This is a genomic window from Citrobacter amalonaticus (genome assembly GCF_001559075.2).
Taxonomy (GTDB): domain Bacteria; phylum Pseudomonadota; class Gammaproteobacteria; order Enterobacterales; family Enterobacteriaceae; genus Citrobacter_A; species Citrobacter_A amalonaticus_F.
In genome coordinates, this window is sequence record NZ_CP014015.2 from 273,718 (window position 1) to 292,806 (window position 19,089).

General features: G+C 54.8%; 14 protein-coding genes and 1 pseudogene. 8 read left to right on the forward strand and 7 right to left on the reverse strand.

What is annotated here, in order from left to right:
* Positions 1–6: 6 nt before the first annotated feature.
* Both srlA and gyrA read right to left on the reverse strand, forming a co-directional pair.
* Complete coding sequence (gene srlA / locus AL479_RS01315) at positions 7–528, reverse strand: PTS glucitol/sorbitol transporter subunit IIC (protein WP_042317872.1); 522 nt, start codon at positions 526–528, stop codon at positions 7–9.
* Between the two features lie 356 nt (positions 529–884).
* Positions 885–3,521 carry a DNA topoisomerase (ATP-hydrolyzing) subunit A gene (gene gyrA, locus AL479_RS01320; RefSeq protein WP_061074771.1) on the reverse strand — a complete coding sequence of 879 codons (2,637 nt, stop codon included), beginning with the start codon at positions 3,519–3,521 and terminating at the stop codon, positions 885–887.
* Between the two features lie 146 nt (positions 3,522–3,667).
* On the opposite strand from gyrA, the gene ubiG reads away from it, so the two are divergent.
* From ubiG to yfaE, 4 genes are all read left to right on the forward strand, one after another.
* Positions 3,668–4,396: a bifunctional 2-polyprenyl-6-hydroxyphenol methylase/3-demethylubiquinol 3-O-methyltransferase UbiG gene (gene ubiG, locus AL479_RS01325; RefSeq protein WP_061074772.1), complete on the forward strand. Its 729-nt coding sequence runs from the start codon at positions 3,668–3,670 to the stop codon at positions 4,394–4,396.
* A 491-nt stretch (positions 4,397–4,887) separates the two neighbouring features.
* Positions 4,888–7,173, forward strand: a complete 2,286-nt coding sequence (gene nrdA / locus AL479_RS01330) for a class 1a ribonucleoside-diphosphate reductase subunit alpha (protein ID WP_061074773.1) — start codon at positions 4,888–4,890, stop codon at positions 7,171–7,173.
* 114 nt (positions 7,174–7,287) lie between these two features.
* Positions 7,288–8,418 (forward strand): class Ia ribonucleoside-diphosphate reductase subunit beta, encoded by a 1,131-nt coding sequence (nrdB, locus tag AL479_RS01335; protein ID WP_061074774.1) that lies wholly within the window; start codon positions 7,288–7,290, stop codon positions 8,416–8,418.
* Complete coding sequence (gene yfaE / locus AL479_RS01340) at positions 8,418–8,672, forward strand: ferredoxin-like diferric-tyrosyl radical cofactor maintenance protein YfaE (protein ID WP_042317864.1); 255 nt, start codon at positions 8,418–8,420, stop codon at positions 8,670–8,672. The genes nrdB and yfaE overlap by 1 nt, the downstream gene beginning before the upstream one ends.
* A gap of 6 nt (positions 8,673–8,678) precedes the next feature.
* Here yfaE and inaA read toward each other — a convergent pair whose 3' ends face one another.
* The 3 genes from inaA to glpT form a co-directional block, all read right to left on the reverse strand.
* Positions 8,679–9,317, reverse strand: coding sequence for a lipopolysaccharide kinase InaA (inaA, locus tag AL479_RS01345; protein WP_061074775.1), 639 nt, complete (start codon positions 9,315–9,317; stop codon positions 8,679–8,681).
* Positions 9,318–9,535: 218 nt separating this feature from the next.
* Entirely contained in the window at positions 9,536–10,612 is a 1,077-nt protein-coding gene (gene glpQ, locus AL479_RS01350) for a glycerophosphodiester phosphodiesterase (RefSeq protein ID WP_061074776.1), read from the reverse strand.
* Between the two features lie 4 nt (positions 10,613–10,616).
* Positions 10,617–11,975, reverse strand: a complete 1,359-nt coding sequence (gene glpT / locus AL479_RS01355) for a glycerol-3-phosphate transporter (RefSeq protein ID WP_061074777.1) — start codon at positions 11,973–11,975, stop codon at positions 10,617–10,619.
* Positions 11,976–12,246: 271 nt separating this feature from the next.
* Between glpT and glpA the strand changes: the two genes are divergently transcribed.
* The 4 genes and pseudogenes from glpA to AL479_RS01375 all read left to right on the forward strand — a co-directional run.
* Positions 12,247–13,875: an anaerobic glycerol-3-phosphate dehydrogenase subunit A gene (gene glpA, locus AL479_RS01360; protein ID WP_061074778.1), complete on the forward strand. Its 1,629-nt coding sequence runs from the start codon at positions 12,247–12,249 to the stop codon at positions 13,873–13,875.
* Positions 13,865–15,124: a glycerol-3-phosphate dehydrogenase subunit GlpB gene (glpB, locus tag AL479_RS01365; protein WP_061074779.1), complete on the forward strand. Its 1,260-nt coding sequence runs from the start codon at positions 13,865–13,867 to the stop codon at positions 15,122–15,124. Before glpA ends, glpB begins: the two co-directional genes overlap by 11 nt.
* Complete coding sequence (gene glpC, locus AL479_RS01370; RefSeq protein ID WP_061074780.1) at positions 15,121–16,311, forward strand: anaerobic glycerol-3-phosphate dehydrogenase subunit GlpC; 1,191 nt, start codon at positions 15,121–15,123, stop codon at positions 16,309–16,311. Before glpB ends, glpC begins: the two co-directional genes overlap by 4 nt.
* 75 nt (positions 16,312–16,386) lie before the next feature.
* A pseudogene (locus AL479_RS01375) lies at positions 16,387–16,892 on the forward strand (Rpn family recombination-promoting nuclease/putative transposase); the annotation flags it as partial.
* Between the two features lie 45 nt (positions 16,893–16,937).
* Here the strand turns inward: AL479_RS01375 and yfaU are convergent.
* Together yfaU and AL479_RS01385 are read right to left on the reverse strand one after the other, a co-directional pair.
* Positions 16,938–17,741, reverse strand: coding sequence for a 2-keto-3-deoxy-L-rhamnonate aldolase (gene yfaU, locus AL479_RS01380; protein ID WP_061074781.1), 804 nt, complete (start codon positions 17,739–17,741; stop codon positions 16,938–16,940).
* A gap of 25 nt (positions 17,742–17,766) precedes the next feature.
* Complete coding sequence (locus AL479_RS01385) at positions 17,767–19,056, reverse strand: MFS transporter (protein ID WP_061074782.1); 1,290 nt, start codon at positions 19,054–19,056, stop codon at positions 17,767–17,769.
* Positions 19,057–19,089 lie beyond the last annotated feature (33 nt).

Here is a 19,089-nt window from a genome sequence, read left to right on the forward strand (position 1 = left end):
TTTCCCTTATTCCTGATTAAGTTCGCGCTTCTCCAGCCGGGTGAAGATATATTCCGTAAGAAAACCACGGATAAAGCCGAGCAGAATACCCGCGGCGATATAGCGTAATGCCAGGTCGGCAACCGGCAAATCGAGTCGCGTCAGACCAGCGGCTACCCCCAGCCAGATAAAGAGTTCAGATGGCACAATGTGTGGGAACAGAGACGTCAGCGGGTGTACGGTACTACCCAGCGCATCCTGATAAGCGGGTTTACAACGTTCGGGTAGAAATTTCCCCATCGTCAGCGCGCCCGGACTGCTAAGGAAGAACCAGGCAAAACTCGGCAAAATTCCGTAGGTTAATATTTTTGATTTCCCCATCAGGGTGGCGACTTTTTCCATTCGCTGTTGGCCAATTAATTTCATAATAAAATTAACGGTCAAAATTAAGGTTATCAGCATCGGAATGGTACTGACGATCATCCCGGAGAATATCTTTCCTGCGCTCTGGAAAAGATGGATAAAGCCTTCTGCAATTTCAACTATCATAGTTAACTCCCAACGTGTAGGTATAAGTATATTCATCCGTCAGAAGTGAACTGACAGATGAAGGCAGCCAACGCTTTTGTCTTTAAATTTTTAGGGGATTTTATTTAATAATTTTTCAGTTCTCCTGCCAGTAAGGGATCGTAAATATCGCGATTTGGTAATAGGAAAGTTAACGGTAAATGGCTGAACAAACAGTGAGCACCTTCACAGAGTTATAATTATTCATTTTATTTTGTATTTTTATACATTGAAAGCAAAACTCCCCGAACATGACTTTTGACAAGGGGAAAGGGTGAATTCAGGACGTAAAAAAGGGAGGCAGCGCCTCCCTTCTGTGTGGTCGTTAAACCCGCAGATTACTCGTCTGCGTCATCGGCGACATCGTCGTCGGTTTCCGCTTCCGGGGCGATATCATCGTCCCCTTCCGCCGCGCTACCGTCGATGGAGTCGAGGTCTTCGTCATCCACCGGCTCAGCCACACGCTGCAGGCCCACCACGTTTTCATCTTCCGCAGTACGGATGAGGATTACGCCCTGAGTGTTACGCCCTACCACGCTGATTTCCGACACGCGAGTACGCACCAGCGTACCGGCATCGGTGATCATCATGATCTGGTCGCAATCATCAACCTGCACCGCGCCAACAACAGAACCGTTGCGCTCGGTCACTTTGATAGAGATAACGCCCTGCGTCGCACGAGACTTGGTCGGATACTCTTCCGCTGCCGTACGCTTACCGTAACCATTTTGCGTCACGGTCAGGATTGCGCCTTCGCCACGTGGAATAATCAGGGAGACGACTTTGTCTTCACCCGCCAGCTTGATGCCACGTACACCGGTCGCAGTACGGCCCATTGCACGAACGGCGTTTTCTTTAAAGCGTACCACTTTGCCCGCCGCCGAGAACAGCATGACTTCGTCAGAACCGGAGGTCAGATCCACGCCAATCAGTTCGTCGCCGTCGTTCAGGTTCACCGCGATGATACCGGCAGAACGCGGACGGCTGAATTCGGTCAGCGCCGTTTTCTTCACCGTACCGCTGGCGGTCGCCATAAAGACGTTCACGCCCTCTTCGTACTCACGAACCGGCAGGATAGCGGTAATACGTTCGTCGGCTTCCAGCGGCAGCAGGTTGACGATCGGACGACCACGCGCACCACGGCTCGCTTCAGGCAACTGATAAACCTTCATCCAGTACAGACGACCCCGGCTGGAGAAGCAGAGGATCGTGTCATGGGTGTTGGCCACCAGTAGACGGTCAATAAAGTCTTCTTCTTTAATACGTGCAGCCGACTTGCCTTTCCCACCACGACGTTGTGCTTCGTAGTCGGTCAGCGGCTGATACTTCACGTAGCCCTGGTGAGACAGGGTGACAACCACATCTTCCTGGTTGATCAGATCTTCGATATTGATATCAGCGCTGTTGGCAGTGATTTCGGTACGACGCTCATCGCCAAACTGATCGCGGATCAGTTCCAGCTCTTCGCGAATCACTTCCATCAGGCGATCGGCGCTGCCCAGAATGTGCAGCAGTTCCGCGATCTGTTCCAGCAGCTCTTTGTATTCGTCGAGCAGTTTTTCGTGCTCAAGGCCGGTCAGTTTCTGCAGACGCAGATCCAGAATCGCCTGGGCCTGCTGTTCTGTCAGGTAGTACTGACCGTCACGCACGCCGAATTCTGGCTCCAGCCATTCCGGACGCGCAGCGTCGTCACCGGCACGTTCCAGCATCGCAGCCACGTTGCCCAGATCCCACGGACGTGCGATCAATGCCGCTTTCGCTTCCGCCGGGGTCGGCGCGCGACGAATCAGCTCAATGATCGGGTCGATGTTCGCCAGCGCAATTGCCAGTGCTTCAAGGATATGCGCACGATCGCGGGCTTTACGCAGTTCGAAAATGGTACGGCGGGTCACCACTTCACGGCGGTGGCGCACAAACGCTGAAATGATGTCTTTCAGGTTCATGATCTTCGGCTGGCCATGGTGCAGTGCCACCATGTTGATACCGAAAGAGACCTGCAGTTGAGTCTGGGAGTAGAGGTTGTTCAGTACCACTTCCCCGACCGCGTCGCGTTTCACTTCAATCACGATGCGCATACCGTCTTTGTCAGACTCGTCACGCAGCGCGCTGATGCCTTCAACGCGTTTGTCTTTTACCAGTTCCGCGATTTTCTCGATCAGGCGCGCTTTGTTCACCTGATACGGAATCTCATGCACGATAATGGTTTCACGACCGGTTTTCGCGTCTGCTTCCACTTCCGCACGGGCACGAATGTACACTTTACCGCGACCGGTACGATAGGCTTCTTCAATACCGCGACGACCGTTGATGATCGCCGCCGTCGGGAAGTCCGGACCCGGGATGTATTCCATCAGCCCTTCAATGCTGATGTCTTCATCGTCGATATACGCCAGGCAACCGTTAACCACTTCCGTCAGGTTGTGTGGCGGGATGTTGGTCGCCATACCTACTGCGATACCGGACGAACCGTTCACCAACAGGTTAGGGATTTTGGTCGGCATAACGTCAGGGATTTTTTCCGTGCCGTCATAGTTGTCGACAAAATCAACCGTCTCTTTTTCCAGATCGGCCATTAACTCATGGGCAATCTTCGCCAGACGGATTTCCGTATAACGCATCGCCGCTGCGGAATCGCCATCGATGGAACCGAAGTTCCCCTGGCCATCCACCAGCATATATCTCAGCGAGAACGGCTGAGCCATACGGACAATGGTGTCGTATACCGCAGAGTCGCCATGCGGGTGGTATTTACCGATTACGTCACCAACGACACGGGCTGATTTCTTATAGGCTTTGTTCCAGTCATTGCCCAATACGTTCATGGCGTAAAGTACGCGACGGTGTACCGGCTTCAGGCCATCTCGGACATCCGGCAGCGCACGGCCAACAATGACCGACATCGCATAATCCAGATAAGAGTTCTTCAGCTCTTCCTCAATGTTGACCGGTGTAATTTCTCTCGCAAGGTCGCTCATCTAACCGCTATCCCTCTACTGTATCCCGGATTCAAAGGTCGCAAATTATAACACAACCGCAGAGATTGAGGTAAACCTATACGCTTTATTCAGAGTGAATGCCTGATATACTCATTCGTCTTGCCCTATAAGGAGTAAAAGCCCCGATGAATGCCGTAAAACCACCGGTAAACCACAACGTTGACCATGAAGAAATTGCCAAATTTGAAGCAGTCGCGTCGCGCTGGTGGGATCTGGAAGGCGAATTTAAGCCGTTGCATCGTATTAACCCGCTACGGCTGGGTTACATTGCTGAACGCTCAGGCGGCCTGTTTGGTAAAAAGGTGCTCGACGTCGGCTGCGGCGGCGGCATTCTGGCAGAGAGCATGGCGCGTGAAGGCGCCACGGTGACCGGTCTGGACATGGGTTTTGAGCCCTTGCAGGTAGCAAAACTGCATGCGCTGGAAAGTGGTATTCAGGTGGATTACGTGCAGGAAACCGTGGAAGAACACGCGGCAAAACATGCCCATCAGTATGACGTGGTAACCTGTATGGAGATGCTGGAACATGTGCCCGATCCGCAATCGGTGGTCAGAGCCTGTGCGCAACTGGTGAAACCCGGCGGCGAGGTGTTCTTCTCAACGCTCAACCGCAATGGCAAATCCTGGCTGATGGCCGTTGTCGGTGCGGAATATATTTTACGTATGGTGCCGAAAGGGACTCATGATGTGAAAAAATTTATTAAACCTGCGGAGCTGTTAGGTTGGATGGATCAGACGGTATTGCAGGAGCGCCATATGACCGGGTTGCATTTCAACCCCATCACCAACACCTTCAAGCTTGGTCCCGGCGTTGATGTTAACTATATGGTGCACACTACCGCCAGGGTTGGTTAGCCGCTCTTGTAGGCCGGATAAGGCGTTCAACGCCGCCATCCGGCATGCTGACGGGAACAATGCCTGATGGCGCTATGCTTATCAGGCCTACGGAAATAGGCCCTGCAGGCCGGATAACACATTTACGTCGCCATCCGGCCTCTCTCGCTTGGCTCCAGGTCACAAAATTTGCGCCAGATCATGAGAACTTTCTTCACCTTCGTTGAAGAAATCAGCACTCGATCAAATTATCTATTTTTTTTATGAATTATTGACATCCCCGCCAGGCCTTATACCACGTGCACTTAGCCTTTCTTACCCTTTTGCAACCTCAATTTAACCTCAAAATCAACTCTTGTGCTGAAAAGAATCCCTACTAGAATACTCACCATATAGCGTTTACTTTAACACTCAACCCCTACATATAGTATTTATCCACAGAGTTAGTCACAAGGTGGCATTGTGGATAATGCAGGGGATATTTTTTCTTTCACGGACAGGTAAAAAACCACATGAATCAGAGTCTGCTGGTGACAAAGCGTGATGGTAGTACAGAGCGCATCAATCTCGACAAAATCCATCGGGTTCTGGATTGGGCGGCAGAAGGACTGAATAACGTATCGATCTCTCAGGTCGAACTGCGCTCCCATATCCAGTTTTATGACGGTATCAAGACCTCCGATATCCATGAAACGATCATTAAAGCGGCGGCGGACCTGATCTCCCGCGATGCGCCGGATTATCAGTATCTGGCTGCGCGTCTGGCGATTTTCCATCTGCGTAAAAAAGCCTACGGCGAATTCGAACCGCCGAAACTGTTTGACCATGTGGTGAAAATGGTTGAAATGGGCAAATACGACAATCATCTGCTGGAAGACTACACGGAAGAAGAGTTCAAGCAGATGGACTCGTTCATCGTACACGACCGTGATATGACCTTCTCCTACGCCGCCGTTAAACAGCTGGAAGGGAAATATCTGGTACAGAATCGTGTCACCGGTGAGATCTACGAAAGCGCTCAGTTCCTCTATATTCTGGTGGCAGCCTGCCTGTTCTCGAATTACCCGCGCGACACGCGTCTGGAATACGTAAAACGTTTTTATGACGCGGTGTCGACGTTCAAAATTTCGCTGCCGACGCCGATCATGTCCGGCGTTCGTACTCCGACGCGTCAGTTCAGCTCCTGCGTGCTGATCGAGTGCGGCGACAGCCTGGACTCGATCAACGCCACCTCCAGCGCGATTGTCAAATACGTCTCCCAGCGCGCCGGTATCGGTATCAACGCTGGTCGTATCCGTGCGCTGGGTAGCCCGATTCGCGGCGGCGAAGCGTTCCATACCGGCTGTATCCCGTTCTATAAGCACTTCCAGACCGCGGTGAAATCCTGCTCTCAAGGCGGCGTACGCGGTGGTGCGGCCACGCTGTTCTACCCGATGTGGCATCTGGAAGTGGAAAGCCTGCTGGTACTGAAAAACAACCGTGGCGTGGAAGGCAACCGCGTGCGTCACATGGACTACGGCGTACAGATCAACAAACTGATGTACACCCGCCTACTGAAAGGTGAAGACATTACCCTGTTCAGCCCGTCCGACGTCCCGGGTTTGTATGATGCGTTCTTCGCCGATCAGGACGAGTTCGAGCGTCTGTACACGAAATACGAGAAAGACGACAGCATCCGCAAACAGCGTGTGAAAGCCGTTGAACTGTTCTCGCTGATGATGCAGGAACGCGCCTCAACCGGTCGTATCTACATTCAGAACGTTGACCACTGCAACACCCACAGCCCGTTCGATCCGCAGGTCGCCCCGGTACGCCAGTCCAACCTGTGTCTGGAAATCGCCCTGCCGACCAAACCGCTGATGGATGTGAACGACGAAAACGGTGAAATCGCCCTGTGTACGCTCTCCGCGTTCAACCTGGGGGCGATTAACAGCCTCGAGGAACTGGAAGAGCTGGCGGTGCTGGCCGTTCGCGCCCTCGATGCGCTGTTAGATTATCAGGACTATCCGATCCCGGCCGCCAAACGTGGTGCGATGGGGCGTCGTACGCTGGGTATTGGCGTGATTAACTACGCTTACTACCTGGCGAAGCACGGCGTACGTTACTCCGACGGCAGCGCCAACAACCTGACGCACAAAACGTTTGAAGCCATTCAGTACTATCTGCTGAAGGCCTCTAACGAACTGGCGATTGAACAAGGTGCCTGCCCGTGGTTTAACGAAACCACCTACGCACAGGGCATTCTGCCGATCGATACCTACAAGAAAGATCTGGATGCCATCACCAACGAGCCGCTGCATCATGACTGGGAAGCGCTTCGTGAGTCCATCAAGACCCACGGTCTGCGTAACTCAACGCTCTCTGCCCTGATGCCGTCCGAGACCTCTTCGCAGATCTCGAACGCCACTAACGGTATTGAGCCGCCGCGCGGTTACGTCAGCATTAAAGCGTCGAAAGACGGGATCCTGCGTCAGGTCGTGCCGGACTACGAGCACCTGGGCAACGCCTATGAGCTGCTGTGGGAAATGCCGGGTAACGACGGTTATCTGCAACTGGTTGGCGTGATGCAGAAATTTATCGATCAGTCGATTTCTGCCAATACGAACTACGATCCGTCACGCTTCCCGTCAGGAAAAGTGCCGATGCAGCAGTTGCTCAAAGACCTGCTCACCGCCTATAAGTTCGGGGTCAAAACGCTGTATTATCAGAACACCCGCGATGGCGCAGAAGATGCCCAGGACGATCTGGTGCCATCCATTCAGGATGATGGCTGCGAAAGCGGCGCATGTAAGATTTAATCTGTTGCCGGATGGCGGCAAAAAGCCTTATCCGGCCTACAAAATCAATCGGATGCTGTAGGCCGGATAAGCGAAACGCCATCCGGCATTACACAGCTGACAGGACTCACTTCAATGGCATACACCACATTTTCACAGACGAAAAACGATCAACTGCTGGAACCGATGTTTTTTGGTCAGCCGGTTAACGTGGCCCGCTACGATCAGCAAAAATATGACATCTTCGAAAAGCTGATCGAAAAGCAGCTCTCGTTCTTCTGGCGTCCTGAAGAGGTTGACGTTTCCCGCGACCGCATTGACTACCAGGCGCTGCCGGAACATGAAAAACACATTTTTATCAGTAACCTGAAGTATCAGACGCTGCTGGACTCTATTCAGGGACGTAGCCCGAACGTGGCGCTGCTGCCGCTGATCTCCATTCCGGAACTGGAAACCTGGGTCGAAACCTGGGCCTTCTCCGAAACCATTCATTCGCGCTCTTACACCCATATCATCCGTAATATCGTTAACGATCCGGCTATTGTGTTTGATGACATCGTCACCAACGAGCAGATCCAGAAACGTGCGGAAGGCATTTCCAGCTATTACGATGAGCTGATTGAGATGACCAGCTACTGGCATCTGCTGGGCGAAGGGACGCACACCGTGAACGGCAAAACCGTCACCGTGAACCTGCGCGCGCTGAAGAAAAAACTGTATCTGTGCCTGATGAGCGTCAACGCGCTGGAAGCCATCCGCTTCTACGTCAGCTTCGCCTGCTCATTTGCTTTCGCCGAGCGCGAACTGATGGAAGGCAACGCTAAAATCATTCGTCTGATTGCCCGTGACGAAGCGCTGCACCTGACCGGCACTCAGCACATGCTGAACCTGTTGCGCAGCGGCGTTGACGATCCGGAAATGGCGGAAATTGCCGAAGAGTGTAAGCAGGAGTGCTATGACCTGTTTGTGCAGGCCGCCCTGCAGGAAAAAGAGTGGGCAGACTATCTGTTCCGCGACGGTTCGATGATTGGCCTGAACAAAGACATTCTTTGCCAGTACGTCGAATACATCACCAACATTCGTATGCAGGCGGTCGGTCTGGATCTGCCGTTCCAGACCCGCTCTAACCCGATTCCGTGGATCAACACCTGGCTGGTGTCCGATAACGTTCAGGTGGCTCCGCAGGAAGTGGAAGTGAGCTCCTATCTGGTCGGGCAGATCGACGCTGAAGTCGATACCGACGATTTGAGTAACTTCCAGCTCTGATGGGACGCGTCACGCTGCGCATCACTGGCACACAGTTGTTGTGCCAGGATGAACACCCTTCCCTGCTTGCCGCGCTTGAGTCGCACAACGTTGAAGTGGAATACCAGTGCCGCGAAGGCTATTGCGGCTCATGCCGTACCCGACTGATTGCCGGGCAGGTCGACTGGATCGCCGAGCCTTTAGCGTTCATTCAGCCAGGCGAAATTTTGCCCTGCTGTTGCAGGGCAAAAGGCGACATTGAAATTGAGATGTAGCGCGCGTTACAACGCGTAGTAATACGCTTTCACCTGTTCCCAGTCCGCTTTCGGGATGGGACTCAGGTATTTCTCAAGCTGGGAGAAGTCATGGTGTGCCGCTTGATGGCGACGCAAACGACGACGGCTTTTTTCCAGATCTAAAAACCCGGCTTCCACCGTTCCTTCCGTTTTCACATAGATATGACGTACGTAGCAGCAGCCGTGCTGACGATTGACGCTGTGCATCTTTTTAAAGGCCAGCGCGACCGCGTTTAGCATTGCCTCGCGCACCTCATCAGGATACGGCGTCACCGCATGCTGTTTATACCACTCCTCGATGCTCACAAAGCCTTTCATATCTTCGGTGATCAGCAGCGCACGCCACTCACCGTCAATTTTTGTCGCTTTTCCATAGACAATTTTCGGCACGATAACGCCCGCGCGGGCCAGTTCGTTGATCACCTCGATTTCGCGCACAATCGTCGGACGTCCGAAGGGATAGCGTACCGAGTGAAACAGGTGTTGTGTCATCCGCTTCACATACAGTTTCTTTCCGTCACGTTCGATGCATTGCACACCGCTCATCCCTTTGCGTCGATAATTCGGTTCTTCGACCCAATCGCCTTCCGTTGCCCACCAGTGATTAAACTCTTCCTGCACCATTTCGGCCTCACCCGTTACAATAACGGCATAAACTATTCAGACGTTTAATATAAATCTTCTGCTTAAGGATTTCTTAAGATATTTATGCTGTGGGCTGAATTTCTTGATCTGGTGCGCGCTTTTTAGCCTTTAGCAGGCAGGAAAAGAGATAAAAAAAACTGCACCTTACTCAGCGGTTGCCCGCCTTTGGGGTGCAGTGGAGAGGGATAACGCGGTTTTTACTCTTTACGTAAGAACATCACCGCTTTGTCGGGGAAGTCGGTGAACAGCCCGTCCACCCCCGCCTGGTTGTACAGAATGTCGTACAGCTGATCCACATCCGTCGTGTAGTCCGGCAACTGATCGGCGCGCACCGTATAAGGATGAACCGTCATCTTATTCTGATGGGCATCCTGCACCATGCCCGTCAGTACGATGTTGCCTTTCGTCGACTTCTCATCAATCAGCATGTGGTAATCCGGACCGATGCCGTCCGCGTATTCCGCCACCTGCTTCATCGCCCCCGGTTTGAACATCCAGTCGTAGTTGTAATTGACCCAACTGCCGTCCGGTTGCTTCTCCTGGGTTTCATTCCAGTCGGTATAGGCAATCAGTTGCACCAGGTTCAGGTCCATCCCCATTTTAGGTTCCAGCTCATTTTTGATGCGCTTGAGTTCTGCTACATCAAAACTTTGCAAATAGACTTTGTCCTGCTTGTCGCTGTAACCGTACTGTTTCAGCACTTCCAGCGTCTTCGTCGCAATGTCCTTCCCTTCCTGATGATGGAACCACGGCGCTTTGATCTCCGGATAGATACCGATGTTCTTGCCGGTGGAATGGTTCAGCCCCTGAATAAACTCGATCTCTTCGGCAAAGGTATGCACGCGGAAGTCCGATTTACCCATCGGGAAACGGCCAGGATAGGTTTGCACCTTCTTGCCATTTTCCAGATCAAACCCTTCGGTAAACTTCAGGGATTTGATTTCGTCCAGCGTAAAGTCGATGGCGTAGTAGCGACCGTCTTTGCGCGCACGATCCGGAAAACGCTCAGCAACATCCGTCACGCGATCCAGATAGTGATCATGCAGGACGACCAGTTGGTCGTCTTTGGTCATCACCAGATCCTGCTCCAGATAATCCGCCCCCTGCGCATAAGCCATCGCTTTCGCGGGCAGCGTATGCTCCGGCAGATAGCCACTCGCGCCACGGTGGGCAATCACGACTTTATCCGTGTTACTGGCGGCCAGGGCATGACTTCCCATTACCGCGCCCGCCATCATCAGCGTCAGACTCAGGTTTTTCAGTGCTGTCTTCATTCACTTAGCCCCCGTTGCGTTTCAGTTGCATCTCATCATGGTGGCGTTTCTCACCGATCATCACCACAATCAACAGAATCACCGCCAGGATGCTGCCGCCGATCATCACCATGAAGCCGCCGTCCCAGCCGAAGAAGTCCACGGTGTAGCCGACGATGGCGCTGGCCGCCACGGAACCGCCGAGGTAGCCAAACAGGCCGGTAAAGCCCGCTGCCGTCCCTGCGGCTTTTTTCGGTGCCAGTTCCAGCGCATGCAGACCAATCAGCATCACCGGACCGTAAATCAGGAAGCCGATCACAATCATACAAATCATATCGACGGTCGGGTTACCAGCCGGGTTCATCCAGTAAACGATGGTGGCAATTGTCACCAGCGTCATAAAGAACACGCCGGTCGCGCCACGGTTGCCACGGAACACTTTGTCCGACATCCAGCCGCACAGCAGCGTCCCCGGGATCCCCGCATATTCATAGAGGAAATAGGCCCAGGAGGACTTATCCAGCGCAAAGTGCTTCACTTCTTTCAGATAGGTCGGAGACCAGTCGAGGATGCCATAGCGCAGCAGATAAACGAACACGTTCGCAATAGCGATGTACCACAGCAATTTGTTCGGCAGGATGTATTGCATGAAGATCTGCTTCGCCGTCAGTTCTTCTTCCGCTTTTTCGTTGTAGTCATCCGGGTAGTCGTTTTTGTACTCTTCGATTGGCGGCAGACCACAGGATTGCGGGGTATCACGCATCAGCGCGAAAGCGAAAATCGCCACCAGAATGGCGCCGAACGCTGGCATATACAGCGCCGCTTTCCAGTCGTTAAACCAGGCCATCCCGAGCAGGAACAACAGCGGAGGGATCCCGCCACCGACGTTATGCGCGCAGTTCCAGACGGATACGATCCCGCCACGTTCTTTCTGCGACCACCAGTGCACCATGGTACGTCCGCACGGCGGCCACCCCATTCCCTGGAACCATCCACAAAGGAACAGCAGCACAAACATCACGGCGATGCTCGATGTCGCCCACGGCACAAAGCCCATGAACAGCATCACCGCCGCCGCCAGAATCAGACCTGCCGGCAGGAAAACGCGCGGATTCGAGCGATCCGAAACCGACCCCATGATGAATTTCGAAAACCCGTAGGCAATAGAGATCCCCGACAGCGCAAAGCCTAAATCACCTCGGGAAAACCCCTGCTCAACCAGATACGGCATCGCCAGAGCAAAGTTCTTGCGCACCAGATAGTACGCGGCATAGCCAAAGAATATCCCCAAAAATATTTGCCAGCGAAGCCGACGGTATGTCGGATCGATCTCCGCTGCAGGCAAGCGAGCTTTATGCGCCGCTGGTTTAAAAATACTCAACATAATGTAGCCTCCGTGGCCCGTCTTTTATAAGTAGTAAACACCGCAGGTGGTACACGCAACCCCGCTGCTTCCAGTGTGGTCGCGATGTTATGCAAAGATACATGTCGGGAATGTGAATTACAGCACATATTGTTACAGATTTATGACAAATGTTCAGAAAGGCGCACGAAATCACGTTTCATTTTCGAATTATGAGCGAATATGCGCGAAATCAAACAAACCATGCTTTTTATGTGGCTAAATGATAAAAAACGAACTGTGAGGGAAAACAATGAAAACTCGCGACTCGCAAACAAGTGACGTGATTATCATTGGGGGCGGTGCCACAGGCGCAGGGATTGCCCGTGACTGCGCGCTGCGCGGTCTGCGTGTCATCTTAGTCGAACGTCACGATATTGCGACCGGTGCGACCGGCCGTAACCACGGACTGCTGCACAGCGGCGCGCGTTATGCCGTGACTGACGCGGAATCTGCCCGTGAATGCATCAGCGAAAACCAAATTCTGAAACGTATCGCCCGCCACTGCGTTGAGCCGACGGACGGTCTGTTTATTACCCTGCCCGAGGATGAGCTTTCTTTTCAGGCCACTTTTATCCGTGCCTGCGAAGAAGCAGGCATTCGGGCAGAAGCGATCGATCCGCAACAGGCGCGGATTATCGAACCGTCGGTGAATCCACAACTGATCGGCGCGGTCAAAGTGCCGGACGGAACGGTCGATCCGTTCCGCCTGACTGCAGCCAACATGCTCGATGCGAAAGAGCACGGCGCCATTATCCTGACCGCCCACGAAGTGACCGGGTTGATCCGTGAAGGCGCGACCGTCAGCGGCGTCCATGTGCGCAACCATCTCAATGGTGAAACGCAAACGCTGCATGCGCCGGTGGTGGTTAACGCCGCCGGGATCTGGGGACAGCGGATCGCGGAATACGCCGATTTGAGTATCCGCATGTTCCCGGCGAAAGGGTCGCTGCTCATTATGGACCATCGCATCAACCAGCACGTGATTAACCGCTGCCGCAAGCCTTCCGACGCCGATATTCTGGTACCCGGCGATACCATTTCGCTGATTGGCACCACCTCAACCCACATTGATTACAATGATATCGACAGCAACCGCGTCACCGCCGATGAGGTCGATATTCTGCTGCATGAAGGTGAAAAGCTGGCGCCAATCATGGCGAAAACGCGCATTCTGCGCGCCTACTCCGGGGTGCGTCCACTGGTGGCAAGCGATGACGATCCCAGCGGTCGTAACGTCAGTCGCGGCATTGTGCTGTTCGATCACGCGAAACGCGACGGCCTGGACGGGTTTATCACGATTACCGGCGGCAAACTGATGACTTATCGTCTGATGGCGGAATGGGCCACCGACGCGGTCTGCCGGAAGCTGGGTAACACGCGTCCTTGCATCACTGCAGACACGCCGCTACCGGGCTCGCAGGAGCCCACGGAAAGCACGCTGAAGCGCGTGATCTCCCTGCCGGCCCCACTGCGGGGCTCCGCGGTGTATCGCCACGGCGACCGCACGCCGGCGTGGCTGAGTCATGGTCGCCAGCACCGCAGTCTGGTCTGTGAATGTGAAGCCGTCACCGCCGGTGAAGTGCAGTACGCCGTCGAAAATTTAAACGTCAACAGCCTGTTGGATCTCCGCCGGCGCACCCGCGTGGGGATGGGCACCTGTCAGGGCGAACTCTGCGCCTGCCGTGCCGCCGGGTTGCTGCAGCGTTTTAACATCACCACCGCCGCGCAGTCCATTACCCAGTTGTCAGACTTCCTCAACGAACGCTGGAAAGGCGTACAACCGATCGCCTGGGGTGATGCCCTGCGCGAAAGCGAATTTACCCGCTGGGTATACCAGGGATTATGTGGTCTGGAAAAGGAGTCGCGCGATGAGATTTGATACGGTCATTATGGGCGGCGGTCTTGCCGGGCTGCTATGCGGTCTGCAGTTACAAAAGAGCGGGTTACGCTGTGCGGTGGTCACCCGCGGCCAGAGCGCGTTGCACTTCTCCTCCGGCTCGCTGGATCTGCTCAGCGCGCTGCCGGATGGACAACCGGTGAATGACATCACTGCAGGCCTGAACGCACTGAGTGAGCAGGCACCTGCACATCCTTACGCCACGCTTGGTGCCCAGCGAGTCCTGGCGCTCGCCGGGCAAGCACAGACGCTGCTGAACGCATCCGGCGCGCATCTACAGGGCGAGGTTCAGCAGTCGCACCAGCGGGTCACCCCGTTAGGCACGCTGCGTTCAACCTGGCTCAGCTCAGCGGAAGTTCCCGTCTGGCCGCTGGCGGCAAAACGCCTCTGCGTGGTGGGCATTAGCGGCTTACTCGATTTTCAGGCGCACCTGGCTGCGGCCTCTTTACGGCAACACGATCGGGAGGTTGATACCGCCGAAATCGACCTGCCGGAACTGGATGTGTTGCGCGACAACGCCACCGAATTTCGGGCGGTTAATATTGCGCGTTTTCTGGATAACGAAGATAAATGGCCTTTGTTGTATGACGCGCTGTTGCCGGTAGCAAAAACCTGCGAAATGATCATCATGCCCGCCTGCTTTGGTCTGGCGGATGACAGCCTCTGGCGCTGGCTCAACGAGCGTCTGCCCTGTTCACTCATGCTACTGCCTACGCTACCGCCATCGGTGCTGGGGATCCGACTGCATAATCAACTACAGCGACAGTTCGTTCGTCAGGGCGGGATCTGGATGCCCGGCGATGAGGTGAAAAACGTCACCTGTAAAAATGGCGTGGTCAGCGAAATCTGGACGCGCAACCACGCAGATATCCCACTGCGCCCGCGTTTCGCGGTGCTCGCCAGCGGAAGTTTCTTTAGCAGCGGCCTGATTGCCGAACGTGAAGGGATCCGCGAGCCGATCCTGGGGCTGGACGTTCAGCAAGCGGCGACCCGCGCCGAATGGTATCAACGCGATTTCTTTGATGCGCAACCCTGGCAACAGTTTGGTGTTACCACCGATGAGGCGCTGCGCCCGTCGCTGGCCGGACAGACCGTAGACAACCTCTATGCTATTGGCTCGGTTCTCGGCGGATTCGACCCCATTGCCCAGGGATGCGGAGGCGGCGTCTGCGCAGTCACCGCGTTACACGCCGCCCATCACATTGCAGCACGTGCAGGAGGTGAGCAATGAGCGATACGAGTTTTGAAAGTTGCATCAAATGCACGGTGTGTACCACCGCATGTCCGGTCAGCCGTGTTAATCCCGGTTACCCGGGCCCCAAACAGGCCGGTCCCGACGGCGAGCGCCTGCGTCTGAAAGATGGCGCGCTGTACGACGACGCGCTGAAGTATTGCATTAACTGCAAACGCTGCGAAGTGGCCTGTCCGTCGGATGTCAAAATCGGCGATATCATTCAGCGTGCGCGCGCTAAATATGACACCTCGCGTCCGTCGCTGCGTAACTTTGTCTTAAGCCACACCGACCTGATGGGCAGCGTTTCCACACCGTTCGCGCCGGTGGTCAACACGGCGACCTCGCTGAAACCAGTACGCCAGTTGCTCGATTACGCGCTGAAAATCGACCATCGCCGGACGTTGCCAAAATACTCTTTCGGCACCTTCCGCCGCTGGTATCGCAGCGTGGCGGCCCAGCAGGCGCAGTACAACGATCAGGTTGCCTTCTTCCACGGTTGTTTTGTGAATTACAACCATCCGCAGCTCGGCAAAGATTTGATCAACGTGCTGAACGCGATGGGCACGGGCGTCCAGTTATTGAGTAAAGAGAAGTGCTGCGGCGTGCCGCTGATTGCCAACGGATTTACCGACAAGGCGCGTAAGCAGGCGGTAACCAACGTCGAATCACTGCGTGAAGCGATTGGCGTGAAGGGGATTCCGGTGATTGCCACCTCCTCGACCTGTACCTTTGCGCTGCGCGACGAGTACCCGGAAGTGCTGGACGTCGACAACAGCGGTCTGCGAGAGCATATCGAACTGGCGACCCGTTGGCTGTGGCGCAAACTGGACGAGGGAAAAACGCTGCCGCTAAAAACGCTGCCGCTGAAAGTGGTTTACCACACTCCGTGCCATATGGAAAAAATGGGCTGGACGCTGTACACCCTTGAACTGCTGCGCCGTATTCCGGGGCTCGAGCTCACGGTGCTGGATTCCCAGTGCTGCGGGATTGCCGGTACCTACGGCTTTAAAAAAGAGAACTACCCCACCTCGCAGGCCATTGGCGCGCCGCTGTTTAAACAGATTGAAGACAGCGGCGCAGATATTGTGGTGACCGACTGCGAGACCTGCAAATGGCAAATCGAGATGTCCACCAGCAAACGTTGCGAACATCCGATTACCCTGCTGGCGAAAGCATTAGGCTAAATGACTCGCCCGGCGGCACAATGCCCCGGGCGTTTTTGCGTTTAGCCTTCCACAAAATTGAATGCGTTACCGTCGGACGACCCGCAACTGGCGCGGCAACTCTATACGGAAGCCTTTCCGCTGGTTGATATCACGGTCATCTCTGACGACGAAATCATGCAGCATAAGCGCATAGCTCTGCTGGAACTGATGCAAAAACATATCCGCGATCGTGATTTGATGGGGCTGGTGACCGACTGGTTTCGCTTTTAATAACCGGTACCGCTAATGACAGCCAGCTGCATACGCTGTTTAATTATCTGGTGCAGTACGGCGATGTGTCCCGCTTCAGTGACTTTATTCATGACGTTGCCAGACGCGTTCCCCATCACAAGGAGAAATTGATGACGATTGCAGAAAGGCTTCGGCAGGAAGGCCACCACACGGGGCTGCAGAAGGGTCTACAGGAAGGATTACAAAAAGGCACCCGGGAGGAGGCATTACGTATCGCGCGGATGATGCTGAAAAGCGGGATCGAACGCGACAAGGTACTGGTGATAACCGGGCTGTCACTCGACGATATCATGGCAAACAGTCCGTAAAGCCTGACAGATAGCCCGGTGACACAGCGCCGCCGGGCTATGGATTTAGTAACTGCTTTTCAGTTTCGGCATCGTCTGGCCGGACTTAAACATTGCCAGCCGCTGGTCCAGCGCGTCGGTATACAGCATGGTATCGACGCCGACAGCAACAAAGTTCGCCCCCCACTCCAGACATTTCTGCGCCATCAGCGGATCGACGGCGAGAAAGCCCGCCGCTTTCCCGGCTGCGCGAATGCGCTGGATGCTCTCTTTGATAATCCGCTGCACCTCCGGGTGTCCGCTGTTGTCCGGATACCCCAACGAAGCCGAAAGATCGGCAGGACCAATAAACACACCGTCAATCCCGTCTACGTCGAGGATCGCATCCAGATTATCCAGCGCGGCTTTACTTTCAACCTGCACCAGCAGACAGAGTGACGCATTGGCCTGCGCCATATAGTTCTCAATACGACCCCAACGCGCCGCCCGCGCCACGCTGGCCCCGACGCCGCGCTCACCCACAGGCGGGTAACGGGTTGCAGCAACCACCTGTCGCGCCTGTTCCGCGCTATCCACCATCGGAATCAACAGCGTCTGCGCGCCGATATCCAGTACCTGCTTGATCAGCGCCTTAGCACCGTCTACCGGACGGATCACCGGCTGGCTCGCGTAAGGGGCAATCGCCTGCAACTGATGATAGAGATCCTGCATCGTGTTCGGCGCGTGTTCGCCGTCGATCAGCAGCCAGTCATAACCCGACGTTGCGGCGATTTCCGCCATATAAGAGGTGGTCGAACTTAACCACAGTCCAATTTGTACTTCCCCTTTGCGGAGCGCGTCCTTAAAAGGGTTTGCTAACAATGCGTTCATAATGATCCTTACAACGTGGATAAAATTATTGATGCGCTGCACCCGGTTGCGACGCGGGACGGTTCACGCTCAGCGTGAAGATAATCAATGAGCCGATAATGGCGACGCCCGCCAGCGTCAACAATCCCGCAGCACTGCTGGCAAACATCGTTTCCGCCTTCACGCGCAGGATTGGCGCAATAAACCCGCCCACCGCGCCAAACAGGTTCACGAAACCGATCCCCGCCGCCAGCGCCGTGCCGGAAAGTAACTGAGTCGGCATGGTCCAGAACACCGGTTGTACGGCGATAAAACCGACCGCCGCCACGCAAAGCGCCAGAATCGCCACTACCGGAGAGGCCAGCCCGGATACGCCGATACCAATCCCCGCAGCCAGCAGCGTCAGCGCGGCGACATTGCGGCGCTCACCCGTACGGTCGGAGTAGCGAGGGATTAGCCAGGTCCCGAACAGAGCGGCAACCCATGGAATGGCGGTAACCACCGACGCCGTGAAGCCCACTTTGGTTCCCAGCAGCGCCGCAACCTGAGTCGGCAGGAAGAAAATCAGCCCGTACACCGCCACCTGAATCGTCAGATAGATAATCGCCAGTTGCCAGACGCGTCCGTTACGCAGGGCATCCGTCAGTTTTGACGTGGTCTTCTTCTCTTCTTCACTCGCCAGTTGGCTTATGAGCGCCGCTTTCTCTTCTGCGCTGAGGAAACGCGCCTGCTGCGGGGTATCATCCAGCCAGAAGAAGGTGAAGACCCCGGCGCCTACCGCCAGTAAACCTTCGACAACGAACATCCAGAACCAGCCGGGATGGCCCATAAAGCCGTGCATCTCCAGCAGCGCGCCGGACAGCGGCGATCCCAGCGTCAACGCCAGCGGCGCCCCCATGTAAAACAGCCCCATAATGCTGGCGCGGTTACGCTGCGGGAACCATTGCGAGGTGAGATAGATCATGCCGGGGAAGAAACCGGCTTCTGCCGCTCCCAGCAGGGTACGGATAATCAGGAATTTCGCCTCGGTATCCGCCCACGCCATCGCAGCGGAGAGGAATCCCCACAACAGCGTGGTGGTGCCAATCCAGGTTCTGGCCCCCAGCTTGCGCATCAACAGGTTGGCGGGCACGCCAAGAAAAGCGTAAACCACAAAGAAAATCCCCGCGCCAAGCGCATAGGCCTCGTTGCTCAGCCCGGTATCAATCTGATAGGTCTCTTTGGCAAAGCCAATGTTCGAACGGTCCAGAAACGCCAGGACATACAGTGCCAGCATGAACGGGATCAAACGCGCGCGGTTTTTCTTCACCACGCCGTCAAGAAGAGTGGTACTCATAGCAAGATCCTCAAAGAGATGAGGGCGTTGCCG

What these genes read in the sequence shown, in the direction of transcription:
- nrdA (WP_061074773.1), top strand. Translation starts at nt 4,888, where the DNA reads ATGAATCAGAGTCTGCTGGTGACAAAGCGTGATGGTAGTACAGAGCGC.
- glpC (WP_061074780.1), top strand. Translation starts at nt 15,121, where the DNA reads ATGAGCGATACGAGTTTTGAAAGTTGCATCAAATGCACGGTGTGTACC.
- ubiG (WP_061074772.1), top strand. Translation starts at nt 3,668, where the DNA reads ATGAATGCCGTAAAACCACCGGTAAACCACAACGTTGACCATGAAGAA.
- nrdB (WP_061074774.1), top strand. Translation starts at nt 7,288, where the DNA reads ATGGCATACACCACATTTTCACAGACGAAAAACGATCAACTGCTGGAA.
- gyrA (WP_061074771.1), bottom strand. Translation starts at nt 3,521, where the DNA reads ATGAGCGACCTTGCGAGAGAAATTACACCGGTCAACATTGAGGAAGAG.
- srlA (WP_042317872.1), bottom strand. Translation starts at nt 528, where the DNA reads ATGATAGTTGAAATTGCAGAAGGCTTTATCCATCTTTTCCAGAGCGCA.
- glpQ (WP_061074776.1), bottom strand. Translation starts at nt 10,612, where the DNA reads ATGAAGACAGCACTGAAAAACCTGAGTCTGACGCTGATGATGGCGGGC.
- inaA (WP_061074775.1), bottom strand. Translation starts at nt 9,317, where the DNA reads ATGGTGCAGGAAGAGTTTAATCACTGGTGGGCAACGGAAGGCGATTGG.
- yfaU (WP_061074781.1), bottom strand. Translation starts at nt 17,741, where the DNA reads ATGAACGCATTGTTAGCAAACCCTTTTAAGGACGCGCTCCGCAAAGGG.
- glpB (WP_061074779.1), top strand. Translation starts at nt 13,865, where the DNA reads ATGAGATTTGATACGGTCATTATGGGCGGCGGTCTTGCCGGGCTGCTA.
- glpA (WP_061074778.1), top strand. Translation starts at nt 12,247, where the DNA reads ATGAAAACTCGCGACTCGCAAACAAGTGACGTGATTATCATTGGGGGC.
- AL479_RS01385 (WP_061074782.1), bottom strand. Translation starts at nt 19,056, where the DNA reads ATGAGTACCACTCTTCTTGACGGCGTGGTGAAGAAAAACCGCGCGCGT.
- glpT (WP_061074777.1), bottom strand. Translation starts at nt 11,975, where the DNA reads ATGTTGAGTATTTTTAAACCAGCGGCGCATAAAGCTCGCTTGCCTGCA.
- yfaE (WP_042317864.1), top strand. Translation starts at nt 8,418, where the DNA reads ATGGGACGCGTCACGCTGCGCATCACTGGCACACAGTTGTTGTGCCAG.